The following is a 21,329-nucleotide window of genomic DNA, read 5'->3' on the forward strand; positions in this document are numbered from 1 at the left end:
CAGGCACGTCGACGCTCGTGCCGACGTTTTCCGGCTGGCTTTTCGTTTCTCGCACTTGTCGAGAGGCACGTACGCGTGACGATGCGGCGCATACCAGAAATTCTGTTCGCGCCATGGGGCGACTCGTCTTCGACAAAGGATCGCATGTTGCCATTGATGAACGACAACAGTATCCATTACGCTATTTTTCATGTTTTCTCGACGCGACATGCCGATGCGCTCGGCATACGGCCCCTGGGTCCCGCCGCCCTTTCGCTCTACTTTTCTCGCACGACGACTGAAGATCATCGGTCTGCTGGCAACGCTATACATGGCCCAAAATGCGCTCGCGCAGGCGAACACTTTTCCGTCCTCGGTGGACGGAGCAGTGCAAAAATCGACCGATATCCCAAGTGACTCGACGCATCGATGGGATACAAGCGCATTGCCTGCGGTTTCGGTAAAGGCCGTACGCGAGACCACGCTCGATCGCACCACGAGCACCGGCTCCAATCTGGGCCTTTCGATATTTGAAACGCCAGCAAGCATCGAGCGTATTGATCAACAGACGCTTCGAACGCGAGGTGATGAAAACATCACCGACGCAGTCAGCCGGGCCGCCGGTTTCAGCGAATCGCCACATCCTGGAAACGGCGGCAGTGAGCTGGCGGCGCGCGGCTTCATCGGCAGCAGTTCAGTCACACAGTTGTTCGACGGCGTAAAGCCATACGGGGCGATTGGCGTGACCTATCCATTCGACACCTGGTCCGTCGACTATATTGACGTCCTACGTGGCCCCGCCTCGGTAATATACGGCGAAGGGGCGATTGGCGGCATTGTGAACATCGTGCCAAAAAAACCAACGCAAGGGCCGATTGAAAATGAAATACGGCTTGGTGTTGGTACGGAAAAGACCGCACGCGTGGCGTTCGGCAGCGGCGGCGCCATCAACGATAAACTGTCTTATCGACTCGATGTCAGCGGCAATCGCTCCGACAACTGGGTAGATCGCGGTAACAGCAAGGACCTGTCATTCTCCGCCGCCGTACGCTATGACATCACGCCCACATTGGATGTCACTGCATCCTACGCGCAAGGATATCAACATCCCATGCGCTATTTCGGTATTCCACTGGTCAATGGCACGTTGGACCGGTCGCTATACAACAAGAATTACAACGTAGCCGACAGCGTGATCTCCTACCGCGACAGCTGGGCCACGCTGGCAGCGCAATGGCGCCCCAGTGATGCGCTGCGCATTTCAAGTACGTTTTACAGAATGAAAAGCAATCGCCACTGGCGGGATGTCGAAGACTACAGCTACGTGCCATCCAGCGGGCAGATCGCCCGCGGAGACTACACGGAGATCTTCCACGACCAGGAACAGATCGGCAATACCACGTCCGCCACGCTGACACATGATATCGGTGGACTGAAGAATCGGGTGGCCGTCGGCTTCGACATCAATCACACCACGTTCCAGCACGACAACAACTCACCGTATTCCGGTACGTCGACCGTTGATGCATACGATTTCGATCCAGGACTGTTCATCAATATTCCGGGCACGAAACCGAAATACCGATCGCAATCGAACGCATTCGCCCTGTTCGCGGAAGATCGGCTGGACCTGACATCCCGTTGGTCCGTGATTGGTGGCGTCCGCTATGACCATGCTTCAATCAATCGGATCGACCTCGTCAACGGCGGGGGTTTCTCGAAAGTTGTCGCCAACACCGGCTGGCGTGTGGGGTCTGTCTTTGACTTGACCGAGAATACGGCCCTCTATGCGCAATATGCCGAAGCCGCTGATCCCGTCAGTTCACTGCTGATGCTGAACGCCACCAGTGCCCAATACAAGTTGGGCACGGGTAAACAGATTGAAGTCGGCATCAAGCAGATCTTCCTTGACGGCCGCGCGGAGGCGACACTGGCAGCCTATCGGATCGTCAAGAACAACTTGGTGTCCCCCGATCCCGCGAACCCCGACAATTCGATACAAATCGGTCAGCAATCGTCCCGGGGCGTGGAGGCGACGGTCGGTGCCGATATCACGCGCAACCTTCATGTCGATGCCAACGTATCGCTGCTGCGCGCGAAATACGACGACTACGCAGCCAATATCAATGGCGCGCTTGTATCGCAGGCTGGCAACGTCCCGGCGGGTGTGCCACAACGACTGGGCAATCTCTGGTTGCGATATCGCTTCAAGCCAGCGTGGACCGCCATTGCAGGATTGAAGTTTGTCGGAAAACGTTACGCCGATAGCGCAAACCAATACAGCATGCCGTCGTACACGACTGTCGATCTCGGCCTGGCATGGCAAGCACGTCGCGATACGACAATCACGCTGCGCGGCTACAACATATTGAATCGACGCTATGTGCAAAGCGCCTATTACAACGAGACGCAGTACTTGCTCGGGAACGATCGACGCTTCGAGTTGTTGCTGGACTACCGATTTTGAGACGCGCTCAGGCTAGGTTCGCATTCTTGGCACAGGCGTATCCTACCCGGACCCGGCAATGCGAACTCCCGTACCGTATTGATGAGAGAGGCACAACATGCAGCTAACCCACCCTTCCCCGATGCCACGTGGTGACGATGCGCAAGCCGCCGCACGCTATAGGATGCTGTGGCGCTGGCATTTCTATGCGGGTTTGTTCGTCATGCCCTTCCTGGTGGTGCTCGCGGTTACAGGCATCCTGTATTGCTTCCAGCCGCAGATCGACCGGTTGTTGCATCGCGATCTGTTCGTCGTACCGGTGTCGACGGGACCACGGCTGAGTTATGACATCTTGCTCGATAAGGCGAAAAACGCCGAACCAAGTCGGGCAGTCGCCACCACGTTATCCGTTGAAAGCGCCCCCGACCGTTCGGTCGAATATCGGTTCAAGCTCGCGAACGGCGAAAAAGAAAGCGTATTCGTTAATCCGTATACGGGTGCGATACTGGGCCGTCTCAGCGTCGAACATCGCTTCACGCAACAAGTGCGGATGATCCATCGCGGCTTGCTGTTAGGCAAGCCAGGCGAGATCGTCATGGAACTGGTCGGATGCTGGACGCTGGTGATGTTGGGCACTGGCGTTGCCATGTGGTGGCCGTCATCAAGACAGCCCGCCCGTTTATGGCCGGACAAGCGCCGCACCGGACGCGCCTGGTGGCGCGACGCACATATGGCACTGGGTGCCTGGGTCGTGATGGGGGCCCTCGCCTTCGTCCTCTCCGGACTGCCCTGGACCAGTACCTGGGGCAAGTGGTTCAAGCAAGTGGTGACCACCGCCAGGGTCGGCTATCCACTCGACACCTATGCGCCCCAGAGCGTTCATTCCCTGCCACCCGGTGCAGCGCCGTCTGCCGCTCGCCAACCTGACGCGCACTCGGACGTCATGCCGGGCATGGTCATGGACGATTTGCCCGTGAAACAACTGCCATGGGCCGTAGGCGCATTGCCTGTTCCCACGACGGCAGCGGAAAACGCACCGTCGATTTCCATCGATCGCGTTGTCGCATTGGCGGCGGCGCATCACGTAACAAGCGGCTATCAGATCGTGCTGCCGAAACGGCCGACCGACGTTTATACGGTGACCTACTTTGCCCTTGATCCTCGCGACGAGCGCACCTTGCACATCGACCGCTACGACGGACGCGTGCTGAAGGATATCGGCTTTCGCGATTATGGCTTCATGGGCGCAGCCGTCTCATACGGCACCAGCTTGCATATGGGCCGTGTCTTCGGCCTGGCCAATCAACTGCTTTGCACCGCCATCTCTCTCAGCATCATGGCGCTGGCGCTCAGTGGCTTTTGGCTATGGTTGAAACGTCGCCCAACAGGGCAACTGGCCGCCCCTGCCCGTCCTGCCAGTGTCCCGGCGATGCGGGCCTGGATCGTCGGCTTGGCCGGGCTTGGGATTCTTTTCCCCCTGCTCGGCCTGACATTGTTATTGACATGGTTGTTCGATAACTGGATCGCGGGAAGACACGATCGCGGCACCGTGCCAGTCTGATCGAAGCGGCGGACTGGCGCGCGAAGGAAGCGAGTCGGACGCCATCCGCCATGCGTTCCTCCGCCAACGTCATGCTTTGTCCGGACATGGCCTGCCAACAACCCATGCCGCCTGGGTTACTGCACCGTGGCACGCAACGTCTTCGCTGCAGCCACCATGTTTCTCAGTGCCGGAATGACTTCCGCCCACTGACGTGTTTTCAGGCCGCAGTCTGGATTGATCCACAATCGCTGCGCGGGAATACGCGTTGCCGCCTTCTGCATCAACGCGACGATATGCGCCTCGGTAGGGATATTGGGGGAGTGAATGTCATACACACCAGGCCCGATTTCATTCGGATACTGGTAATGATCGAACGCATCCAATAATTCCATGTCCGAGCGTGATGTCTCGATGGTGATGACATCCGCATCCATGTCGGCGATCGATGCGATGATGTCGTTGAACTCTGAATAGCACATATGCGTATGAATCTGCGTTTCGTCGTTGACACCATTTGCCGCGATGCGAAACGCCTCAACGGCCCATCGCAGATAGTGATCCCATTGCGAACGGCGTAATGGGAGACCTTCCCGCAACGCCGCTTCGTCGATTTGAATGATCCGTACACCTGCTTTCTCAAGATCACGGACTTCATCGCGAATCGCCAGCGCCAGCTGGTAACACGACACCGAACGCGGTTGGTCATCGCGAACAAAAGACCAATTCAATATGGTCACTGGGCCCGTCAACATGCCTTTCATCGGCCGTGACGTCAGTGATTGTGCGTATCGTATCCACTCCACGGTCATCGGCTTCGGCCGGCTGATGTCTCCGAACAGAATAGGGGGTTTCACACAACGTGAGCCGTAGGATTGTACCCAGCCGAACTGACTGAACGCATAACCGTCCAACTGCTCACCGAAATATTCGACCATGTCGTTGCGCTCTGCTTCACCGTGCACGAGCACGTCCAGGCCCAATGCTTCCTGCTCGCGCACACTGCGCGCGATCTCGGCACGCATTGCATCACGATAGCGCGTCTCGTCGAGTGCGCCGCACTTGTATTCGCTGCGTGCCTGCCGGATCTCCGGCGTCTGGGGAAATGAACCAATCGTCGTCGTGGGAAACGGTGGCAGTTGCAGCAACGCGGATTGTCTCGCTGCGCGGGCGGGATAAGGGCTTTTCCGCTGGCCCAGCGTGACATCAATATCGGCGATTGCCGCCTTGACCACGGGATTGTTGACGCGCGGCGAGTGGCGCCGCCGCGCCATGGCGTCGGCATTTTCAGCGAGCGCCTCGGCCACCTTATCCCGTCCCTCCTTCAACGCGATCGCTAAAATGTTCAATTCATCGAGCTTCTGCAGCGCAAACGCCAACCACGCCTTGATGTCCGGCTCGAGCGCCACTTCACTGTCGAGGTCGACAGGCACATGCAACAAAGAACAAGACGGCGCCAACCACAACGCCGCGCCACGTTGTCGCGCCAATGGCTCGAGCCATGCCAGCGCGGCTTCCAGGTCGGTCTTCCAGATATTTCGACCGTTTATCACGCCGACGGACAGCACGCGGGGTGCCGACATTTTTTGAGATAGTATCGGCACCTCTTCGGCGGCATTGATGGCGTCGATATGAATCCCGTCGACAGGTAGTCCCGCGGCAAGGTCGAGATTGTCTTGCAACGGGCCAAAGTACGTCGCGAGAAGCAGCTTGACGCTTGATGTCTGCAGCACATCGTAGGCCCTGATGTAAGCGCGTTGCCATTGCGGGTCGAGATCCATGACCAATGCCGGCTCGTCGATCTGTACCCACTCAACGCCTTCCCGGGCAAGGGTATCCAGCAAGGCCGAATAGATCGGCAAAAGCCGCGCCAGCAGGGCCAGCTTATCCGAATCGTCCTTCGCTTTTCCGAGCCATAGATAGGTAAGTGGTCCAATGATGACCGGCTTGCTTTTTCGCCCTTGCGCACGCGCTTCGGCAAGCTGCGTGACCAGTCGCGACGCATCCAGTTCAAATGTCGTGTGCCGATGGAATTCCGGAACAATGAAGTGATAATTGGTATCAAACCATTTTGTCATTTCCCCGGCGGCAACCCCATCGCATGCGAGATGTGCGTCGACGCTTTGCGCGGAACGCCCCCGAGCCACGCGAAAATAGTTGTCGAGCGCATCGCCATGGAAGTGCCGCACCCGGCCCGGCAAGTTACCCAGCGTAAAACTCATGTCCAAGACTTGATCGTAGAACGCGAAATCGCCCACCGGCAAAAGATCGAGTCGCTCCTGGTCTTTCCAGTGGCGCTCACGCAACCGAGCGCCTAATGCCAGCAAATCATCGCGCGACGACGTGCCCGCCCAATAACGTTCGAGTCCGAACTTGAGTTCACGTTTTGCACCGATACGAGGGAATCCGAGATTGTGAGTCATCACCATGACACTGGCATCCTGAAAGAGGTAGAGGAGTCGCTGATTTCGCGCTGAAGATGATGATAGGGATTTGCATCGATGAAATATAATGGCATTATTTCATTCATCCATTAATAATTTTCATCGATAGGGATGCACACGGCCATGCTGGATCGATTTCATCTCGTCATCATTCGGGAGGTCGAACGTCAGGGCTCGCTGACCGCCGCCGCCAGCGTCTTGCATTTGACCCAGTCGGCACTGAGTCATACAGTCAAGAAGATCGAACAGCAACTTGGCACGCCGATCTGGGATCGAGAAGGGAGAAGCTTGCGACTGACACAAGCGGGGCAGTACCTATTGGCACTCGCTGAACGTTTGTTGCCGCAATTCGAGCACGCGGAAATACGCATGCGGCAGTTCGCTAAAGGCGAGCGTGGGACATTACGGATTGGCATGGAATGCCACCCTTGCTACCAATGGCTGTTGAACATCGTGTCGCCATACCTGACGCGTTGGCCTGACGTGGATGTCGACGTGAAACAGCGCTTCCAGTTCGGCGGCATCGGCGCCTTGCTTGGCTATGACATCGATATGCTCGTCACGCCGGATCCTTTGATCCGACCCGGGCTGCGCTTCGAACCCGTTTTCGATTACGAGCAGGTGTTGGTCGTTGCCGATACGCACCGGCTTGCAGGGGTCGATCATATCGAGCCAGAGGCATTGCGCGACGAGACGCTGATTACCTATCCGGTTGAAACGGACCGCCTCGACATCTATAACCAGTTCCTGAGGCCGGCCGGCATCACGCCGCATCGTCACAAGACCATCGAAACGACGGATATTCAATTGCAAATGGTCGCAAACGGCCGTGGCGTGGCGGCATTACCGCGCTGGCTTGCCGAAGAATACGCGGACAGAATGGCCGTGACCGCGGTCAAGCTGGGCGAGCATGGCATCGCCAAGCAGATATTTCTGGGAATGCGGGAAGCAGACGCATCGATCGACTATCTTGCATCGTTCGTTGCATTCGCGCGAGCGGCCGATACCCGGAATGCCAGGGTGCGCGCCTAGTGATGACGAATCGATCGACATTCGGCCCCGACACGCCCGTTGAACGGAAGCGGCAACGGCGTACGGGCGCATGACGCTGCTATGAAGTCGACGGGACAGTCGTCGGCATCAAGCGTGCTCCGCTTTTTATCTCAGAAATCGACCTGCGCCGACAGGAACAGCGTACGGGGTGCGGCCGTCGTCAGATAGGTCCCTTGTTGCAGCCAATAGCGACTACCAAACAGATTTTCGATATTGCCGCGGAACACGACCTTCTTTCGCGCGATCTGTGTGCGATAGCGGGCACCCATGTCATAACGAGTCCAGGCAGGAATGCGGAATTCGGCCGCACCGTTATAGTACTGCGCGCCGTTGTGGATAATCCGTGCATTGACGCTCAAGCCCTGTACCCACGGCAGGTCATAATCCGCACCGAAATTGAATGTGAACGACGGGACATTCGTGGCGTGGTCGCCATACGCGCTGCCATCGGTGACATCCTTGAGCTTGGCATCATAGAACGTGGCGCTCGCCATCAGCCGCAGGTTGCGGAATGCTTGGCCATATGCGGACAATTCCAAGCCGCGCACCTGCTTCTTGCCTTCCTGGCCATAGACATTGGTAACCGCGTTGGTGGTGTAATTCGGCTGTGCTATCTGGAAGATTGACACAGTCGTCATGACACGCCCCCAGTCGGCCTTGACACCCGCCTCATACTGGTTCGACTTGTACGGTGCAAACGCCTGGTTCGCATTCGCCGCATAGGCCGGTGCGCTACCGCCGTCCGTCAATCCCGATGTGAAGTTGCCATATACGGAGACATATGACAGCGGCTTGAAGACGATGCCGGCCAATGGCGAGATGGCCTCCTTCGTGTAGCTGGCGGTTTGTGCCCCCGACGTAGTGTCATACGTATCGGAACCGATCGTTTGATGTCGGAAGCCGCCCGTGATCAAAAGCCGATCATTCCAGAGGGAGATCGTATCGACCAGTTGCTCGCTGAACAAACGGGTATGACTGTTGCGCTGCGGCTCATCGCGAGCAACGGTCATCGCCGGGAGTGGCGACGGATTGTAGATGCTCGACGCGGCGCTGGTGGCGGACAAGGCATAAAAATACCCCTGCTCTTCATTGAGCGATGTCACCCCGGCGACCAATGTATGCTTCACGCCAAAGGTATCGAAGTGGAAGCGTGCGCCCACATCGACGGTGCGCGTACGGTTGTATTCGTCGTAGTAGCCGTTGTAGACAGAGAAATTACCGTCGTTGTGCACGCCAGGCGTGTACGGAAAGTTCTGGTCCGACGTGCCGTAGTGCTCCCCGACAGCGCCATACAGCGTGACATATTGATTGATGTCGTATTCGGCACGCGTCATGACCGCCGTATCGCGCAATTTCAGCTTATTCCCCGGATACAGGTTGCTGTAGGCGGACGGCGACGTTGGCAACGCCGTCGCGAGACCAAAGCCGATCTGTGACCGATACTGATCGGTGTTTTCCGAGCTGTTATACGCATCGAGCGACCACCGTAGTTTCCGGCCGCGATAATCCAACGCAACAGAACCATCACCTTGGCTTTGATTGCCATGCGCGATACCGGTCTGCCCATCCTTGTACGCGCCGTTGACCCGGATGCCCCATTGATCCTGATCGCCAAAACGGCGCCCCACGTCCACCTCGGTGCCAAACTGCCCCTTTGATTGATAGAGTGCGGTGACACGCGTCAACGGCACGTCGTCGGCGCGCTTGGTTACGATATTGATCGCGCCCCCCACGCTGCCGGACGGACCCATCCCATACATCAGCGAACCCGGCCCCTGCAACACTTCGATACGATCCAGCAGGTTTACCGGCATGCGCGCAGTGGACACCATGCCATATAAGCCATTCAATGCCACATCGTTCGCGGAGACATCGAATCCCCGAATCTGGAAGGCATCGCCAAAACCTCCGCTGCTTTGCTCGGTACGCACCGACGCGTTATTGATCACCACATCACCGATCGTGCGGGCCTGCGTGTCCTGAATAAACTGCTCTGTGTAGTTGGCCACGCTGAACGGCTGGTTGATGACCTTTGCCCTACCCAATATGCCGATGCTGCCACCGCTGGCGAGCTGGCCGCCCGCATACGCCGGTGGCTGTGCGCCCGGTTCCACGCTCGCTTTTACGGATACCGCCGGCAAGGCCGAGTCCACCGTCGATGACGTTGTATTCTGCGATACCGTAGCCTGCGCATGCGCAATTGCCGGAACCGTCGCGGCACTGAGTGCCCCAATCAAGAAGCGGCCGATGGCCCGTGGAATTGCGGTGCGCTGCACGCGCATCCCCGAGTGCGTGATCCGGTTAGACATATCGATCGGTTAATGATTACAGGTGTTATCGGAATAAGAATCGTTCGCGATTGTAACGACGATATTTTAAGATTCCAATAGAAATCTTACGAATCGGATAAGAATTGTTGTGTTAACGAATCGGAAAAACCCATGGTGAACACGCGCGGCAGAAGGCCGCGTTTTTCATCGCCACGCAAGTAACTGCGTCAATCGCGGGGTCCATGAGCTAGCGTGGAGACCGTCACCGCGCTGAAATACGGTTGACGACATGCGCTGGATACATGTGACGTGGTCGAGGGCGCGAATCACCCATACCACTTTAGCGGCTTCGTGAGTCCAAGCCTGGACCGCTAACAATCGGACACCGTGTGCGATTTTTGACTAATTTTCTTAAAATACACAAAATTCGATGCTTTTCGGCCGGAATCAGCCTGAAAATAAGGAATTCGCCGACAAAAGCCGTTTCATGACCTGTCACGCGACACTGCGTTCAATCGGTGTTTCGGGTCCGGGCACGCAATATCTGACGCGCACATACATGCGTTTGCCATACGCCGAGCTGAAAATCGTAGAATCAATACCGCTATTTTGGGAGAGCAGGAATGAGTGATCGGTCCAGCGAAGAATCCGACTATTTTCGCGAACGGCTCAATCGCTTTCACGAGGAAATGATCGACGCCTACGATGAAGAGCTCGAAATGGAGATCGACGATCGCATTCTCGAGGGGGACGCGCAACTCGATCTTGAAGCGCGGAATGCGCGGAAAAGCTATTTCCGCGAACTGTATCGCCTGCAGGGTGAACTCGTGAAACTGCAGGATTGGATCGTGGCCACCGGGCATCGTCTGGTCGTGATTTTCGAGGGCCGCGATGCGGCAGGCAAAGGTGGTGCGATCAAGCGCATTACCCAGCGACTCAATCCACGCGTCTGTCGCGTTGCCGCGCTTCCTGCGCCGAACAATCGCGAAAGAACGCAGTGGTACTTCCAGCGATACGCGACGCACTTGCCGGCCGGTGGTGAAATGGTGCTGTTCGATCGAAGCTGGTACAACCGCGCGGGCGTAGAGCGTGTAATGGGTTTTTGCACGGACGACGAGTACGAAGAATTCTTCCGGTCGGTCCCTGAATTCGAGAAAATGCTGGTGCGCAGCGGCATCCAGATTGTCAAGTATTGGTTCTCGATTACCGATGAGGAACAAGAGGTACGCTTCCAGACACGTATTCACGACCCGTTAAAGCAATGGAAGCTGAGTCCCATGGATCTGGAAAGCCGGCGCCGATGGGAGGCTTATACGCAGGCAAAGGAAGTCATGCTGCAGCGTTCGCATATCCCGGAAGCGCCTTGGTGGGTTGTGCAAGCGGTGGACAAGAAGCGCGCACGCTTGAACTGCATTCAACATTTGCTGACGCAGGTCCCCTACCACGGCGTTGCGCACCCTACGATCGCGTTGCCCCCGCGCGAACACCATGACGACTATATCCGCCAGCCGGTTCCCGCGTCGATGATCGTGCCGGAAGTGTATTGACCGCAAGCCGCGCCAGGCAGCAAGCTTTTTCAGCATCGCCCTGGCGCGCAGCGACGCTGGCGTTCGATGTTTTCAGAAGGGCACGTCGTCGTCACGCTCGTCCGCGGATGCCGCCACCGGGGTCATTTCTGCGCTTTCCTCGTAGGCCCCCTCGCGAAGCGCCTGTTCCAACGCCGCCTCCACGGCATCGATCCGAGCCTTGCAGACCTTATACGCTTCCACCGACTCGTTCACGATCGACAGCAAATCGTCAATGTTGGGCTCCTGCTGAGTACGCAACGCATCAGCGTGCTTTTTGAGGATGCCATAGGCGCTCTTGAAAGTTTGCTCAGCCATTTTTTCCTGCTTTCCTGATGATATGCACGGCAATACGGCCGTCGCGGAATTCTATTTCGAGATCATTTTTGATCGCCGCTTGCGCCGCTGACGTCACGGTTGCATCCGCGTTGTCGCGCACGATTGCGAAACCACGCTGCAGCGTCCGGTTTGGCCCCATTCCCACGACCGACTGAAAGTGCGATGCCACGTCCGTTTTCGCTTGTATGACGGTGCGCCGCGCCGCGCGTCCGATATCCTGCATGCTCGACTGGAGCGCTTCACGTCGCCGCCGCGTTGCCGCGCCAGTGACATCACAAACCGCCTCATATTGCGAACGCGCTTGTTCATGCGATCGGGCCACGGTCTTCGTTGCATTCACGGTGATATCCACAAACATCGTGGGCACCTGCTGCTTGGCGTGAGCCACCAACGTGCGGGCGCGATCAGCCACTGCGTTAATTAATTGCCGATCGGAGAACTTTGCCGCTTGAACCGTCTTGCCGGCTTGCCATCGCACTTCACTCAAGACGGCCGATGTGGCTTGCCGCGCCGCGGCGATCTGCCGATCCGCACCCGCCCGCGTTGCCGTGAACTGGCGCTCGACAACGGCGTCCGCCGCCCGGGTGGCACTCATGGCGCGATCGACGACAAGCTGAAAATGATAATGCACTTCCGCAACCCGCTGCCGGACGGTCTGCTCGATGCCGGCGGCGACTTTACTAGGCGTGTCGTACGCATGATTGGCCACTTCGTCGAGGATCGTACTGTCACGCTCATGTCCCAGGCCGGTCAACACAGGAATCGACAACGTGCAAACCGTTTGCGCCAGTTCATAATCGTTGAGCCAGGCGAGATCATTTACCGCGCCACCACCACGGATAATCACTACCGCATCGGGGGGCGACACGTTTGCGTCATGCCATGTCGCCAAACCGTCCAACAGCGCCTTACGTATCTGCTGTGCCGCCCCTTCCCCCTGAAATCGGCTATGGACATAAACAAAGCGGCAGACCGCATGGCTTTCCAGACGTTTTGCCTCGGCCTGGAAGTCGCCTAGACCGGCGGCAGACTCTGGTGCAACGACCAGAACCGCGTTAAAGTCCCACACACCGGGCAACGCGCGGTTTGCTTCGTAAATGCCCTCCTTCTGCAAGCGCGCGCGAATTTCCCGTTTTCGTGCTTCGAGGTCGCCCAATGTATATTCGGGGTCGATTGCGTCGACTTCGATACTGAAGCCAAATTCAGGCTTGAAGACCGGCCTGCCGCGAACCAGGAGTTTGATGCCCGGTGCGAGCGTCGCGCCGGTAACCCGCTCGAATTCCGGCAGGATCGCCCGTGCAACGCTCGCCCAGATCATGCCGCGTGCGCGCGCAAGGACCCGGCCTTCCGATGTACGCTCCGAGAGGTCGAGGTACACATGTCCGCCACGACTGCTGACCTCGATGACTTCAACCATGGTCCACACCGGCGCTTTATAGGCATTGGCAACGAGTTGGGAGACGCCAGCCAGGAGTTGCGAAAGCCGAATGCCCTTCTCCGGCACGGCGAGATCACGCGAGGCGGACTCATCTCCAGGCAGGGTATCCAAAGCCGCGTCGACAAGGTCGCCCGCAGCGGCTGACGACGCGGGTAACCAAGCCTGGAAGGGCGCGAGTGCCGTGCCGTCCGGGACGTACCATTTCTTGGCACTCCCATCCCAGCGGGCGCCAAGCGCTTTCGCGGCGTCTTTTTCCCGGAACGGTACCTCGAGATATTGGCTCATTTTCCAGTGATGGTCGGGAGATCCACCGCGCATGCGACTGGAGCACCCGAAATTTCGTCGAAATCAAGACGCAAACGCGATCATCGCCCGATTGCGATGATCGCTCCGAGTTTACCACCGCGATGGCGGTTCCATTTCGAAGCGATCGGCAGGTTCGACTATTCAGCCTAGCCAACAGGGGGCGCCGTGCACTTTCCCGCCCCACTCGGCCGACCTTTGTAAAATAGCCGGATCACCATACCGCGACGGGTGCACCGATGTCGTTTCATGCCTGGCTTTTCTTCCTCCCTGCCTGCTTTGCGCTGAACATGTCGTTCGGACCGAACAATGTCCTGTCGGTTTCGAACGGCGCGCGTAGCGGCATCATGCACGCGGTGTGGGCATCATCAGGCCGGTTGTTGGCATTCACGGTGATGATCACCATTACCGGCCTGGGGCTGAGCACCCTGTTACTTGCCTCGGCGACGCTCTTTACCATCTTGAAACTGGGAGGCGCGGCGTACTTGATATGGATCGGCATCAGGTTGCTGCGCTCGCGGCCGATAGACATGCTTGCCGCAACCGCGTCATCACACCACACACAGAGAACTTTGTCCCAGGATTTCAAGCAGGAGTTCTACGTGGCGGCAGGCAACCCGAAAGCCATCCTGATTTTCACTGCGTTCCTGCCGCAATTTGTCGACCGTACGCATTACGCGAGCAGCTTTACCGTCATCGGTGCGACGTTTTTGGCGTTGGAGTGGGTTGCGATTGCCATATATGCGGCTATTGGCGCACGACTGCGCTCCCTTGCGAAGCATCCGAAAGGTTTCCGTTGGCTAAATCGCGCCAGCGGCGCAATGATGGTCAGCTTCGGTATATTGCTCGCGATGGTACGCCGACCTGTCGCGTAAGCGATTTTGCCCATCCCCGCTCGTCGTACGCTCGCTCTTTAAGTGCATGCGGTGGCGCCAAGAACGCACCTGGTGCTCATGAGCATCGCAACGGCACGGCATCCTTCTCACAAATTCCGCGAATTTCCATCAAATAATTCGAACGTTTGTCTTTATGCGCAATAATATTGCGCCTTTTGACGCGATGAAGCAATCTGGCACACAAGAAAACGGTTTCTATCAAGGAATGCCGGCGCGCTGCCGTTAACAGGTAAGCCCCATGAACACACCGACCTCACGATGACTACCGATTCCGTCCCCGGCCCTGACGCAACCGATCCGTCGCAGGATATAGGCCCGGACTACGAGCAGCGTGATCCGTTGCAGATTTCCATGTCCTTGCGCACACTGATGTCGCGACGCGACCGCATGACGGTGGAATTCGCGGAACGACAGTACGTCGCGCACGTGCTCGCGGTTGACCCGCGCAACGGGACTTTCATGTTTGACTACGGCACTTTGGAAGCCGACAACGAAGCTTTGCTCAAAGCCGACGAATTGACGTTCCGAAGCTTGCCTGGGGCGCTTCACACCCATTTCACGACGGGCGCCGCGTCGAAAGTACGACTCGACGGGCGGCCTGCATTTGAAGCACGATTCCCGGAGACACTGTTCTATGTGCAACGCCGGGAATATTTTCGCGTACCAACGCCGGTGGCGGATCCCTTCGTGGCACACGGTCCGGCTGCCGCCGGTGGCGCTTTCAGGCTTGAATTGCAAGACTTATCACTCGGCGGCGTTGCACTGCGGACCTATGAAGCGCGATTCAGCGGACTCGAAATTGGTAGCGTACTTCACGATGTGGCGCTCGAGTTGGGGCATTTCGGTTCACTGAGCGTCAACCTGGAAATTATCGCACCAAGGCAGGCAACTTCGGAGACAGGCGAAATTCGCTACGTGATTAGTTGCCGCTTTGTGGAACGCTCCGCCTTGGCGGAGCGTGTATTACAGCGTGTGATCATGCAACTCGAAACGCAGCGTAAGGCACTGGAAGAAAACCTGTGATGCCACAGGCATTGGCATCACGAAATGGCATAGTTCGGCGTAGCGAACAATCGCCATTTCGACACGAGTTTGGTCATCACGTTTTTCCACTCCATTCGCGAAAACTTCGGAAACGGCAATCCGCAATACACGCACCGGATACATGCCACGCTTCCCCAATATCTTAATGAGACGTGTTTTGCAGGTGCACGCTTAAATCGGCTGCCAAAAATCACGGCACCAATCCCGTCATTGACCAATGAATTACGTCTATGGATAATCGACGCGGCCTTGTGCTGTCGAGGCATTTGATTTTCTTTTTTTGACAAGCATTTACGTTTTTACCGAAAGAAAACAAGGTAACGGTACCCTTTTAAGAAAATCGTTGCTTTATCAGAAGCGCCGCGATAAACAATGAGAATAAGAACGCAACACGCATCCCAGGGAAAATGTCATGCTGGCCCGGTTGTTGAATTCGCCTCGCAAGCTCGTCAAACGTACAAGGCAATTGCTGCATTTCGTGTCACATCGCGCCGAGCATGCCGAATATTTGCATGTCATCCGCATGGCGCGGCAAGCCGGTGTTGCGTCAGATGATAAATTGATCGACCTGAAATATCTTGGCGTCTATCTCTCGGAATTCATGAACACCGAGGCACGTCGCCAGATTTTAATGCATCACTATGGATTCCTGACGCGCAAAATCACCGATCCTCGCCTCGGTGCACGATGGACCACCGGTGCGACGCTATGGGAGCGCCGTGACGAAGCACTGGGACATGCCTTCAACATCGTCGTCGAACAGTCAGCGCTTTCGCCGATGGAAGGCGAAAGCCAACTGCGTTTTACGATGGGTGATCTGACATTGTGCACGCTGACGTTCTCGTTCTTGCGCGGCCGCGACATCAATTTGCCGCACGGCGAAGTGATCTTCATCGGCGGTGTACAAGGGGGCGTCGACTGCCGCGAGCAGATCCGCATGGCGGCAAAGTCCAATGGCGAAATCGTGCCCAACGCGATGTTGCTGGTTGCGTCGAAAGCCCTGGCGCAAGCGATGGGCATTGGCTATATCGTTGGCGTGTCGTCCGACGGCCAAGCCGCGATGGGCTATGCTGGCGAGAAAATCTCCTTGAATACTATGCGATGTGGCAGGAAGCCGGTGCAATTCACACTGATAACGGCTATTTCGTAGTCGTTCCGGGCGCTTTGGAAAAACCTCTTGACGCCATTCGCAGCAAGCACCGCACGCGCACCTTGCGCAAGCGTCAGTTGAAGACCGAGATTAACGCAGAGATTCAAAAAAGGGTGCGCGAATTGTTCGGCCTGCAAGACGAGAGCCCATGGAACAATCATCCAATCGCTTCCACCACGCCCACTCAGCCGTTGCGGCAATGACAGCGGCGGCGCCTTATTGGCCGGCACGACAAACATGCCAATGTGCCTTTTTCACTATGGGCCGCGCGGAAACTTTTCTACCCACCCTGGTTTTTTGCGATAGTCTCGAAACGATCCTGACAGGAGCATCACGATGGCCGACGAAGGCAGTGGCACCCGCTACGTTGCGCGCGTGCTGCTTCTGGACGAAGCGGCACGTGAACGGCACGAAAAGCTTGGCTTGCATGATGGATGGAACGCGATGATCACACAGCTTGACGATTTTGCCGTTACGCTGAAATAACGGTATCGACCAGGAGCCTCCGATGTTGAAAATCCACCACCTCGGCCACTCTCAATCCGAGCGCATACTCTGGCTCTGCGAAGAACTCGACGTGCCGTACGAGATTGAAAAGTACACACGTGACCCGATTACCCGTCTATCCCCGCCGGAATTGAAAGCCTTGCATCCGCTGGGAGCATCACCGCTGTTGGAAACCAACGGCCTGATACTTGCGGAGTCGGCTGCAATCGTCGAGTATATTCTGGCTAAATTCGGCAATGGAAGGTTGCAGCATGGGCCCGATCACCCTGGTTTCGCGCCGTATCTCTACTGGTTCCACTTTGCAAACGGCAATCTGCAACCCGTGATCATGCGCGCGTTGACTGCCGGACGCTGCGGTCTCGCCAACGATCACCCGACCATCAAGGCAACGCAGGAACGCCTTGCAAAAGTGCTGGCGCTGATGAATGACCATCTGTCCCGAAATGCTTGTCTCGCAGGCGACGCGTTCACCGCGGCCGACATCATGACCGTCTTTTCGCTGACGACCATGCGCTTGTTTTATCCGATCGATCTCGCGCCCTATCCCGCCATTCGCACCTATTTGCAACGGATGGGCGAGCGCCCCGCGTATCGGCGTGCAATGGCCAAAGGCGATCCGGACCTGACACCGATGTTGGCCTAAATTCGCTTTTTGCATGAGCTATTCCCGGGCAGTCCAGGCGCATTTTCGTATGCAGCTTCGATACGCTAGGTATCATGATGCCGATCAACACGGGAGATTTACATGAACGTTCGCGATGCCGCCGCCGAACACCTCGAAGGCATTACGGCTATTTATAACCACGCCGTGGAACACACCACAGCGATCTGGAACGATGTGACGGTAGATGTGGCTAATCGCGCCGCATGGCTCACGTCTCGTCGAGAAACCGGCTATCCGGTATTGGTTGCCGTGGATGAACACAATACCGTTCTAGGTTATGCCTCGTTCGGCGATTGGCGCGCATTCGATGGATATCGCTATACGGTCGAACATTCGGTATACGTCCGGAGCGATCAGCGCGGCCAAGGCATTGGCAAAACATTAATGGACGCACTGATCTGCCGTGCGCAAGCGCTCGGCAAGCACATCATGGTCGCGGCGATCGAAGCGAACAACAAAGGTTCGGTGCGCTTGCACGAGAAATTGGGATTCGTGCAAGTGGGCCACATGAAAGAAGTCGGCACCAAATTCGGCGTCTGGCTCGACCTTGCCTTCATGCAATTGCTGCTGGACACGCGTCCAATGCCAGATCAACCTTCTGCCGGCATGCAGCACACATCTCACGCCTTTCGGCCATGACTATTCGCCATTCTCCGTCCGCTTCCCTTCTTGCACCCGACGACGCATTACTCGGAGAATATGCACATCCGGGCAATGAGGGTGCGGGACGCTGGCATGTCTCCCGCTCCGATCGTCCGAATCTTTACCGAATACAGCATGGGCTACCCGGACAATCGGTCAAGGTGGACACCGTCGTCGATCTCGATAATCTACACGCGAAGCTCAACAAATGGCAACGCGAGGGATTCGTCAAACGCACTGTCGATCGCGATACATCGTCTTTTTCGCATCCCACTTTCATGCCGGATCTCCGTGACGCGGCAGCACGCTTGCACGCCGTGGAGCGCGCGAACGATCGCGCTGGCGTGACCATCGGCCACGTGGTGGTGCCGACCGGCACGGGCGGTCCCTTGGTGCCTCCCGTCAACAATGCCTATCTGTTCGCCGCACGCTCGGACGACGTGCTGCGAGACGTCAACGAGAATCGGCGCATCATGTTGATCGGCCATACCGGCACCGGCAAGACAAGCCTGATCGAACAGGCCGCGGCACGTTGCAAGCAAGGGGTGCTGCGCGCCAATATGAACGGCCAGACGAGCGTAGGCGATTTTGTCGGCTTCTGGACCGTCAAGGGCGGCGAGACGGTATGGGTCGATGGTGTGCTGCCCATCGCGATGCGACAAGGCCTGTGGCTGATCATCGACGAGATCGATTTCGCGGAGCCGGCCATCCTCTCTGTCCTGACCGCGGTGCTGGAACCGGGTGGCAACCTGATGCTGAAGGAGAAAGGCAACGAGATCATCGCGCCGCATCCTGCATTCCGTCTTTTCGCCACAGCCAACGCCGTTGGTGCGATGAGCCGCTTCCGGCACTTGTATCAAGGGGCCAACCTGATGAACGAGGCATTTCTTGATCGTTGGCGCGTCTATCTGATCGACTATCTCTCGCCCGAGGACGAAGCCGTCGTACTGCGTCAGACGTTCAACAGCCTGTCCGACGGCATGGCCCGCACGCTTGCGGCCATCGCCGCGGACTGTCGGGCGGCTTTTATCCGCGAAGACATCGGCAGCGCTTTCTCCACGAGACGGCTGCTTGACTGGACCGCGATGATGTTGCGTACCGGCGACCCGGAGATCGCGGCGGGACCGACGATCTATGCGAAGGTGGATGCCGAGGACGCCGCATTGATCGGCAGCATCATCCGGCACCATATCGCCATCGATATCGAAGGCGATGCCTGATTCTCCGCTCACGTCAGAACATGCGCTTGCCGACCACCTGTCGAAGGTGGCGCGCACCCTGATTGGCGTCAATGACGCAACGGTCGTCTTCACTGCCGGCAGCGCGTCGCGGGATGGCCGGTACATCACGCTGCCGGCACGATTGATCGACGAGAGGGCATCGCTCGCGACGATGATCGGCTATGTCGATCAGCTCGCTGCCAGAGCCTGCTTCACCGACATGCCGGCAATCGATGCGTTGCGCACGCCGATGCTACGCAGCCTAGCCCAGGTTCTCGACGATCACCGTACCGCGGCGCGACTGACGGCGCGTCACCCTGGCGCGCGATGCTTCATCGCCGCGGCACGGGCGGAGCAGGCACGACAGATGCGCCAACGCTGGCCCGATCTGCCCTGGCGGCAACGCTTAATCTGGCACATCGAACAAACACTCTGGCAGACAACCCCTACCATCGATGATCCGGATGCGGAAAGCCGACGGGTTCTCGATGGCATCGCGGATATTCTTGTCGCGGCGCGTACCGCGTCATCGACATTCGACAGCATTCGTTTTGCGTTCGCTCTGGCCGCTCGCGTCCGTGCGCTGAACACCGATGGCGTCAATGCGATGATGTTCGTCCCGGACGGCGACAGCGGTGGTGACGCAGCGGACGGATCGGATGACGACGTGGGCGACACCTTGCCTGATGCAGACAGAACGCGGCCGCCACAAGCTGGCGACGCGGCGGCAGGTGCCCTCGCCGACTCGGCGGAATCAGCGAGGGCGCCGTCGGCGGGCGATGTTGCCGACCGTGCTTCCGCGCCGCCGGGAGCAATGCCGTTGAACCACTCGATTCCGATCACCACGGCTTTCGATACGGTCACCGATGTAACCGGGCAAGGTGCCCCGCTGGCCTGGCGCCGACTGCGCAATGCGGCGCGCGCGCAGACCGCGCCGTTACGGGCAGCACTCGAACGCGTCTTGCAGTCCGAGGAAGCCACGCACTGGCGAAGCGAACAGGAGCGTGGCGAACTCAATCGCGCGGCGTTGTTCCGGTTTGCGGCATTCCCAGGATATCGCACGCCGTTCCAGACCCGACGCCTCATGCCCACGCGCGATACCGCGATCACCCTGCTGGTCGACCGGAGCGGATCAATGGCCGCCAGCAAGATTGCGCTCGCGCGCCTCTGCGTGGCGGCATTGAGTGACGCGGTGACGCGGCTTGGATTTGCATGCGAGGTATTGGGCTACTGTTCGGTGGAAGATCCGGAAATGCGCGATTTCTATCACCGCTGGCGCGACGCCGGAAATCAGCCGGAAGGGTATAACCGCTTCGTCGAGAAATTGGATCTCCAAATCTACAAGCGCTTTGATTCCCATAACCTGTCCGGCATCGCCTGCATCGAATGCGGTCATGAAAATCCAGACGGCGAAGCGCTTAGCTGGGCGGCAACACGACTGATGGACCGCCGCGAACGACGCCACGTGATGATGGTGTTCTCCGACGGCTATCCCTCGACCGCGGACGGCGACCCGGCCCTGCTGGGTTCCGACCTGAAGCGACGGGTGGAGGAATGGCGCATGCAAGGCGTTGCGCTGGTCGGCGTCGGTATCCTCAACGATGCCGTCGAGTCGTTCTATCCCTTGACCGCCGTGGTAGACACGTTACAGGACCTGCCGGATAGCGCCTTTACCTTGCTCGGCAAGGCTTTGCTGAAGCGGCGCCATCGCTGACATTTGCATAGGGAGTGTCTCGCCGTCAGGCGAACACCCGCCTGATCCGCCTAAAACCATCTCCTCAGGTCCAACGCCCGCCACGCACCATCCGTACTTGCATAATCCGTTGGAA

General features: G+C 57.8%; 17 protein-coding genes. 13 read left to right on the forward strand and 4 right to left on the reverse strand.

What is annotated here, in order from left to right:
- Window positions 1-190 precede the first annotated feature (190 nt).
- Both SJQ66_RS09730 and SJQ66_RS09735 read left to right on the forward strand, forming a co-directional pair.
- Entirely contained in the window at window positions 191-2,446 is a 2,256-nt protein-coding gene (locus tag SJQ66_RS09730) for a TonB-dependent receptor (protein WP_253464428.1), read from the forward strand.
- A gap of 97 nt (window positions 2,447-2,543) precedes the next feature.
- Window positions 2,544-3,986: a PepSY-associated TM helix domain-containing protein gene (locus SJQ66_RS09735; protein WP_236693461.1), complete on the forward strand. Its 1,443-nt coding sequence runs from the start codon at window positions 2,544-2,546 to the stop codon at window positions 3,984-3,986.
- Window positions 3,987-4,102: 116 nt separating this feature from the next.
- Here SJQ66_RS09735 and metE read toward each other — a convergent pair whose 3' ends face one another.
- A complete protein-coding gene (metE, locus tag SJQ66_RS09740; RefSeq protein ID WP_253464425.1) occupies window positions 4,103-6,394 on the reverse strand; it encodes a 5-methyltetrahydropteroyltriglutamate--homocysteine S-methyltransferase in 2,292 nt (763 codons plus the stop codon).
- Between the two features lie 138 nt (window positions 6,395-6,532).
- Between metE and SJQ66_RS09745 the strand changes: the two genes are divergently transcribed.
- Window positions 6,533-7,441, forward strand: a complete 909-nt coding sequence (locus SJQ66_RS09745; protein ID WP_024903861.1) for a LysR family transcriptional regulator — start codon at window positions 6,533-6,535, stop codon at window positions 7,439-7,441.
- A 131-nt stretch (window positions 7,442-7,572) separates the two neighbouring features.
- Here SJQ66_RS09745 and SJQ66_RS09750 read toward each other — a convergent pair whose 3' ends face one another.
- Complete coding sequence (locus SJQ66_RS09750) at window positions 7,573-9,771, reverse strand: TonB-dependent receptor (protein ID WP_320533995.1); 2,199 nt, start codon at window positions 9,769-9,771, stop codon at window positions 7,573-7,575.
- Between the two features lie 584 nt (window positions 9,772-10,355).
- Here SJQ66_RS09750 and ppk2 point away from each other — a divergent pair.
- Window positions 10,356-11,279 carry a polyphosphate kinase 2 gene (ppk2, locus tag SJQ66_RS09755; protein WP_024903858.1) on the forward strand — a complete coding sequence of 308 codons (924 nt, stop codon included), beginning with the start codon at window positions 10,356-10,358 and terminating at the stop codon, window positions 11,277-11,279.
- A gap of 72 nt (window positions 11,280-11,351) precedes the next feature.
- Here ppk2 and xseB read toward each other — a convergent pair whose 3' ends face one another.
- Window positions 11,352-11,615 carry an exodeoxyribonuclease VII small subunit gene (gene xseB, locus SJQ66_RS09760; RefSeq protein WP_024903857.1) on the reverse strand — a complete coding sequence of 88 codons (264 nt, stop codon included), beginning with the start codon at window positions 11,613-11,615 and terminating at the stop codon, window positions 11,352-11,354.
- Window positions 11,608-13,359, reverse strand: coding sequence for an exodeoxyribonuclease VII large subunit (locus SJQ66_RS09765; protein WP_320533996.1), 1,752 nt, complete (start codon window positions 13,357-13,359; stop codon window positions 11,608-11,610). The genes xseB and SJQ66_RS09765 overlap by 8 nt, the downstream gene beginning before the upstream one ends.
- Before the next feature lie 257 nt (window positions 13,360-13,616).
- Here SJQ66_RS09765 and SJQ66_RS09770 point away from each other — a divergent pair, with 257 nt between their 5' ends.
- The 9 genes from SJQ66_RS09770 (at window position 13,617) to SJQ66_RS09810 (ending at window position 21,214) form a co-directional block, all read left to right on the forward strand.
- Window positions 13,617-14,252, forward strand: coding sequence for a LysE family translocator (locus tag SJQ66_RS09770; protein ID WP_024903855.1), 636 nt, complete (start codon window positions 13,617-13,619; stop codon window positions 14,250-14,252).
- A 279-nt stretch (window positions 14,253-14,531) separates the two neighbouring features.
- Window positions 14,532-15,296 (forward strand): flagellar brake protein, encoded by a 765-nt coding sequence (locus tag SJQ66_RS09775; protein ID WP_024903854.1) that lies wholly within the window; start codon window positions 14,532-14,534, stop codon window positions 15,294-15,296.
- Window positions 15,297-15,729: 433 nt separating this feature from the next.
- Window positions 15,730-16,467, forward strand: coding sequence for a DUF535 family protein (locus tag SJQ66_RS09780; RefSeq protein ID WP_320533997.1), 738 nt, complete (start codon window positions 15,730-15,732; stop codon window positions 16,465-16,467).
- Window positions 16,419-16,670, forward strand: a complete 252-nt coding sequence (locus SJQ66_RS09785) for a hypothetical protein (protein WP_320533998.1) — start codon at window positions 16,419-16,421, stop codon at window positions 16,668-16,670. Before SJQ66_RS09780 ends, SJQ66_RS09785 begins: the two co-directional genes overlap by 49 nt.
- Before the next feature lie 133 nt (window positions 16,671-16,803).
- Complete coding sequence (locus SJQ66_RS09790) at window positions 16,804-16,953, forward strand: SRPBCC family protein (RefSeq protein ID WP_407691473.1); 150 nt, start codon at window positions 16,804-16,806, stop codon at window positions 16,951-16,953.
- Between the two features lie 22 nt (window positions 16,954-16,975).
- Window positions 16,976-17,617: a glutathione S-transferase family protein gene (locus SJQ66_RS09795; protein WP_320533999.1), complete on the forward strand. Its 642-nt coding sequence runs from the start codon at window positions 16,976-16,978 to the stop codon at window positions 17,615-17,617.
- A 102-nt stretch (window positions 17,618-17,719) separates the two neighbouring features.
- Window positions 17,720-18,277 (forward strand): GNAT family N-acetyltransferase, encoded by a 558-nt coding sequence (locus tag SJQ66_RS09800; RefSeq protein ID WP_024903851.1) that lies wholly within the window; start codon window positions 17,720-17,722, stop codon window positions 18,275-18,277.
- Window positions 18,274-19,500, forward strand: a complete 1,227-nt coding sequence (locus tag SJQ66_RS09805) for an AAA family ATPase (RefSeq protein WP_024903850.1) — start codon at window positions 18,274-18,276, stop codon at window positions 19,498-19,500. Before SJQ66_RS09800 ends, SJQ66_RS09805 begins: the two co-directional genes overlap by 4 nt.
- Complete coding sequence (locus SJQ66_RS09810; RefSeq protein WP_320534000.1) at window positions 19,493-21,214, forward strand: cobaltochelatase CobT-related protein; 1,722 nt, start codon at window positions 19,493-19,495, stop codon at window positions 21,212-21,214. Before SJQ66_RS09805 ends, SJQ66_RS09810 begins: the two co-directional genes overlap by 8 nt.
- Window positions 21,215-21,329: the final 115 nt, after the last annotated feature.

This window comes from Robbsia andropogonis (assembly GCF_034047095.1).
GTDB lineage: Bacteria > Pseudomonadota > Gammaproteobacteria > Burkholderiales > Burkholderiaceae > Robbsia > Robbsia andropogonis.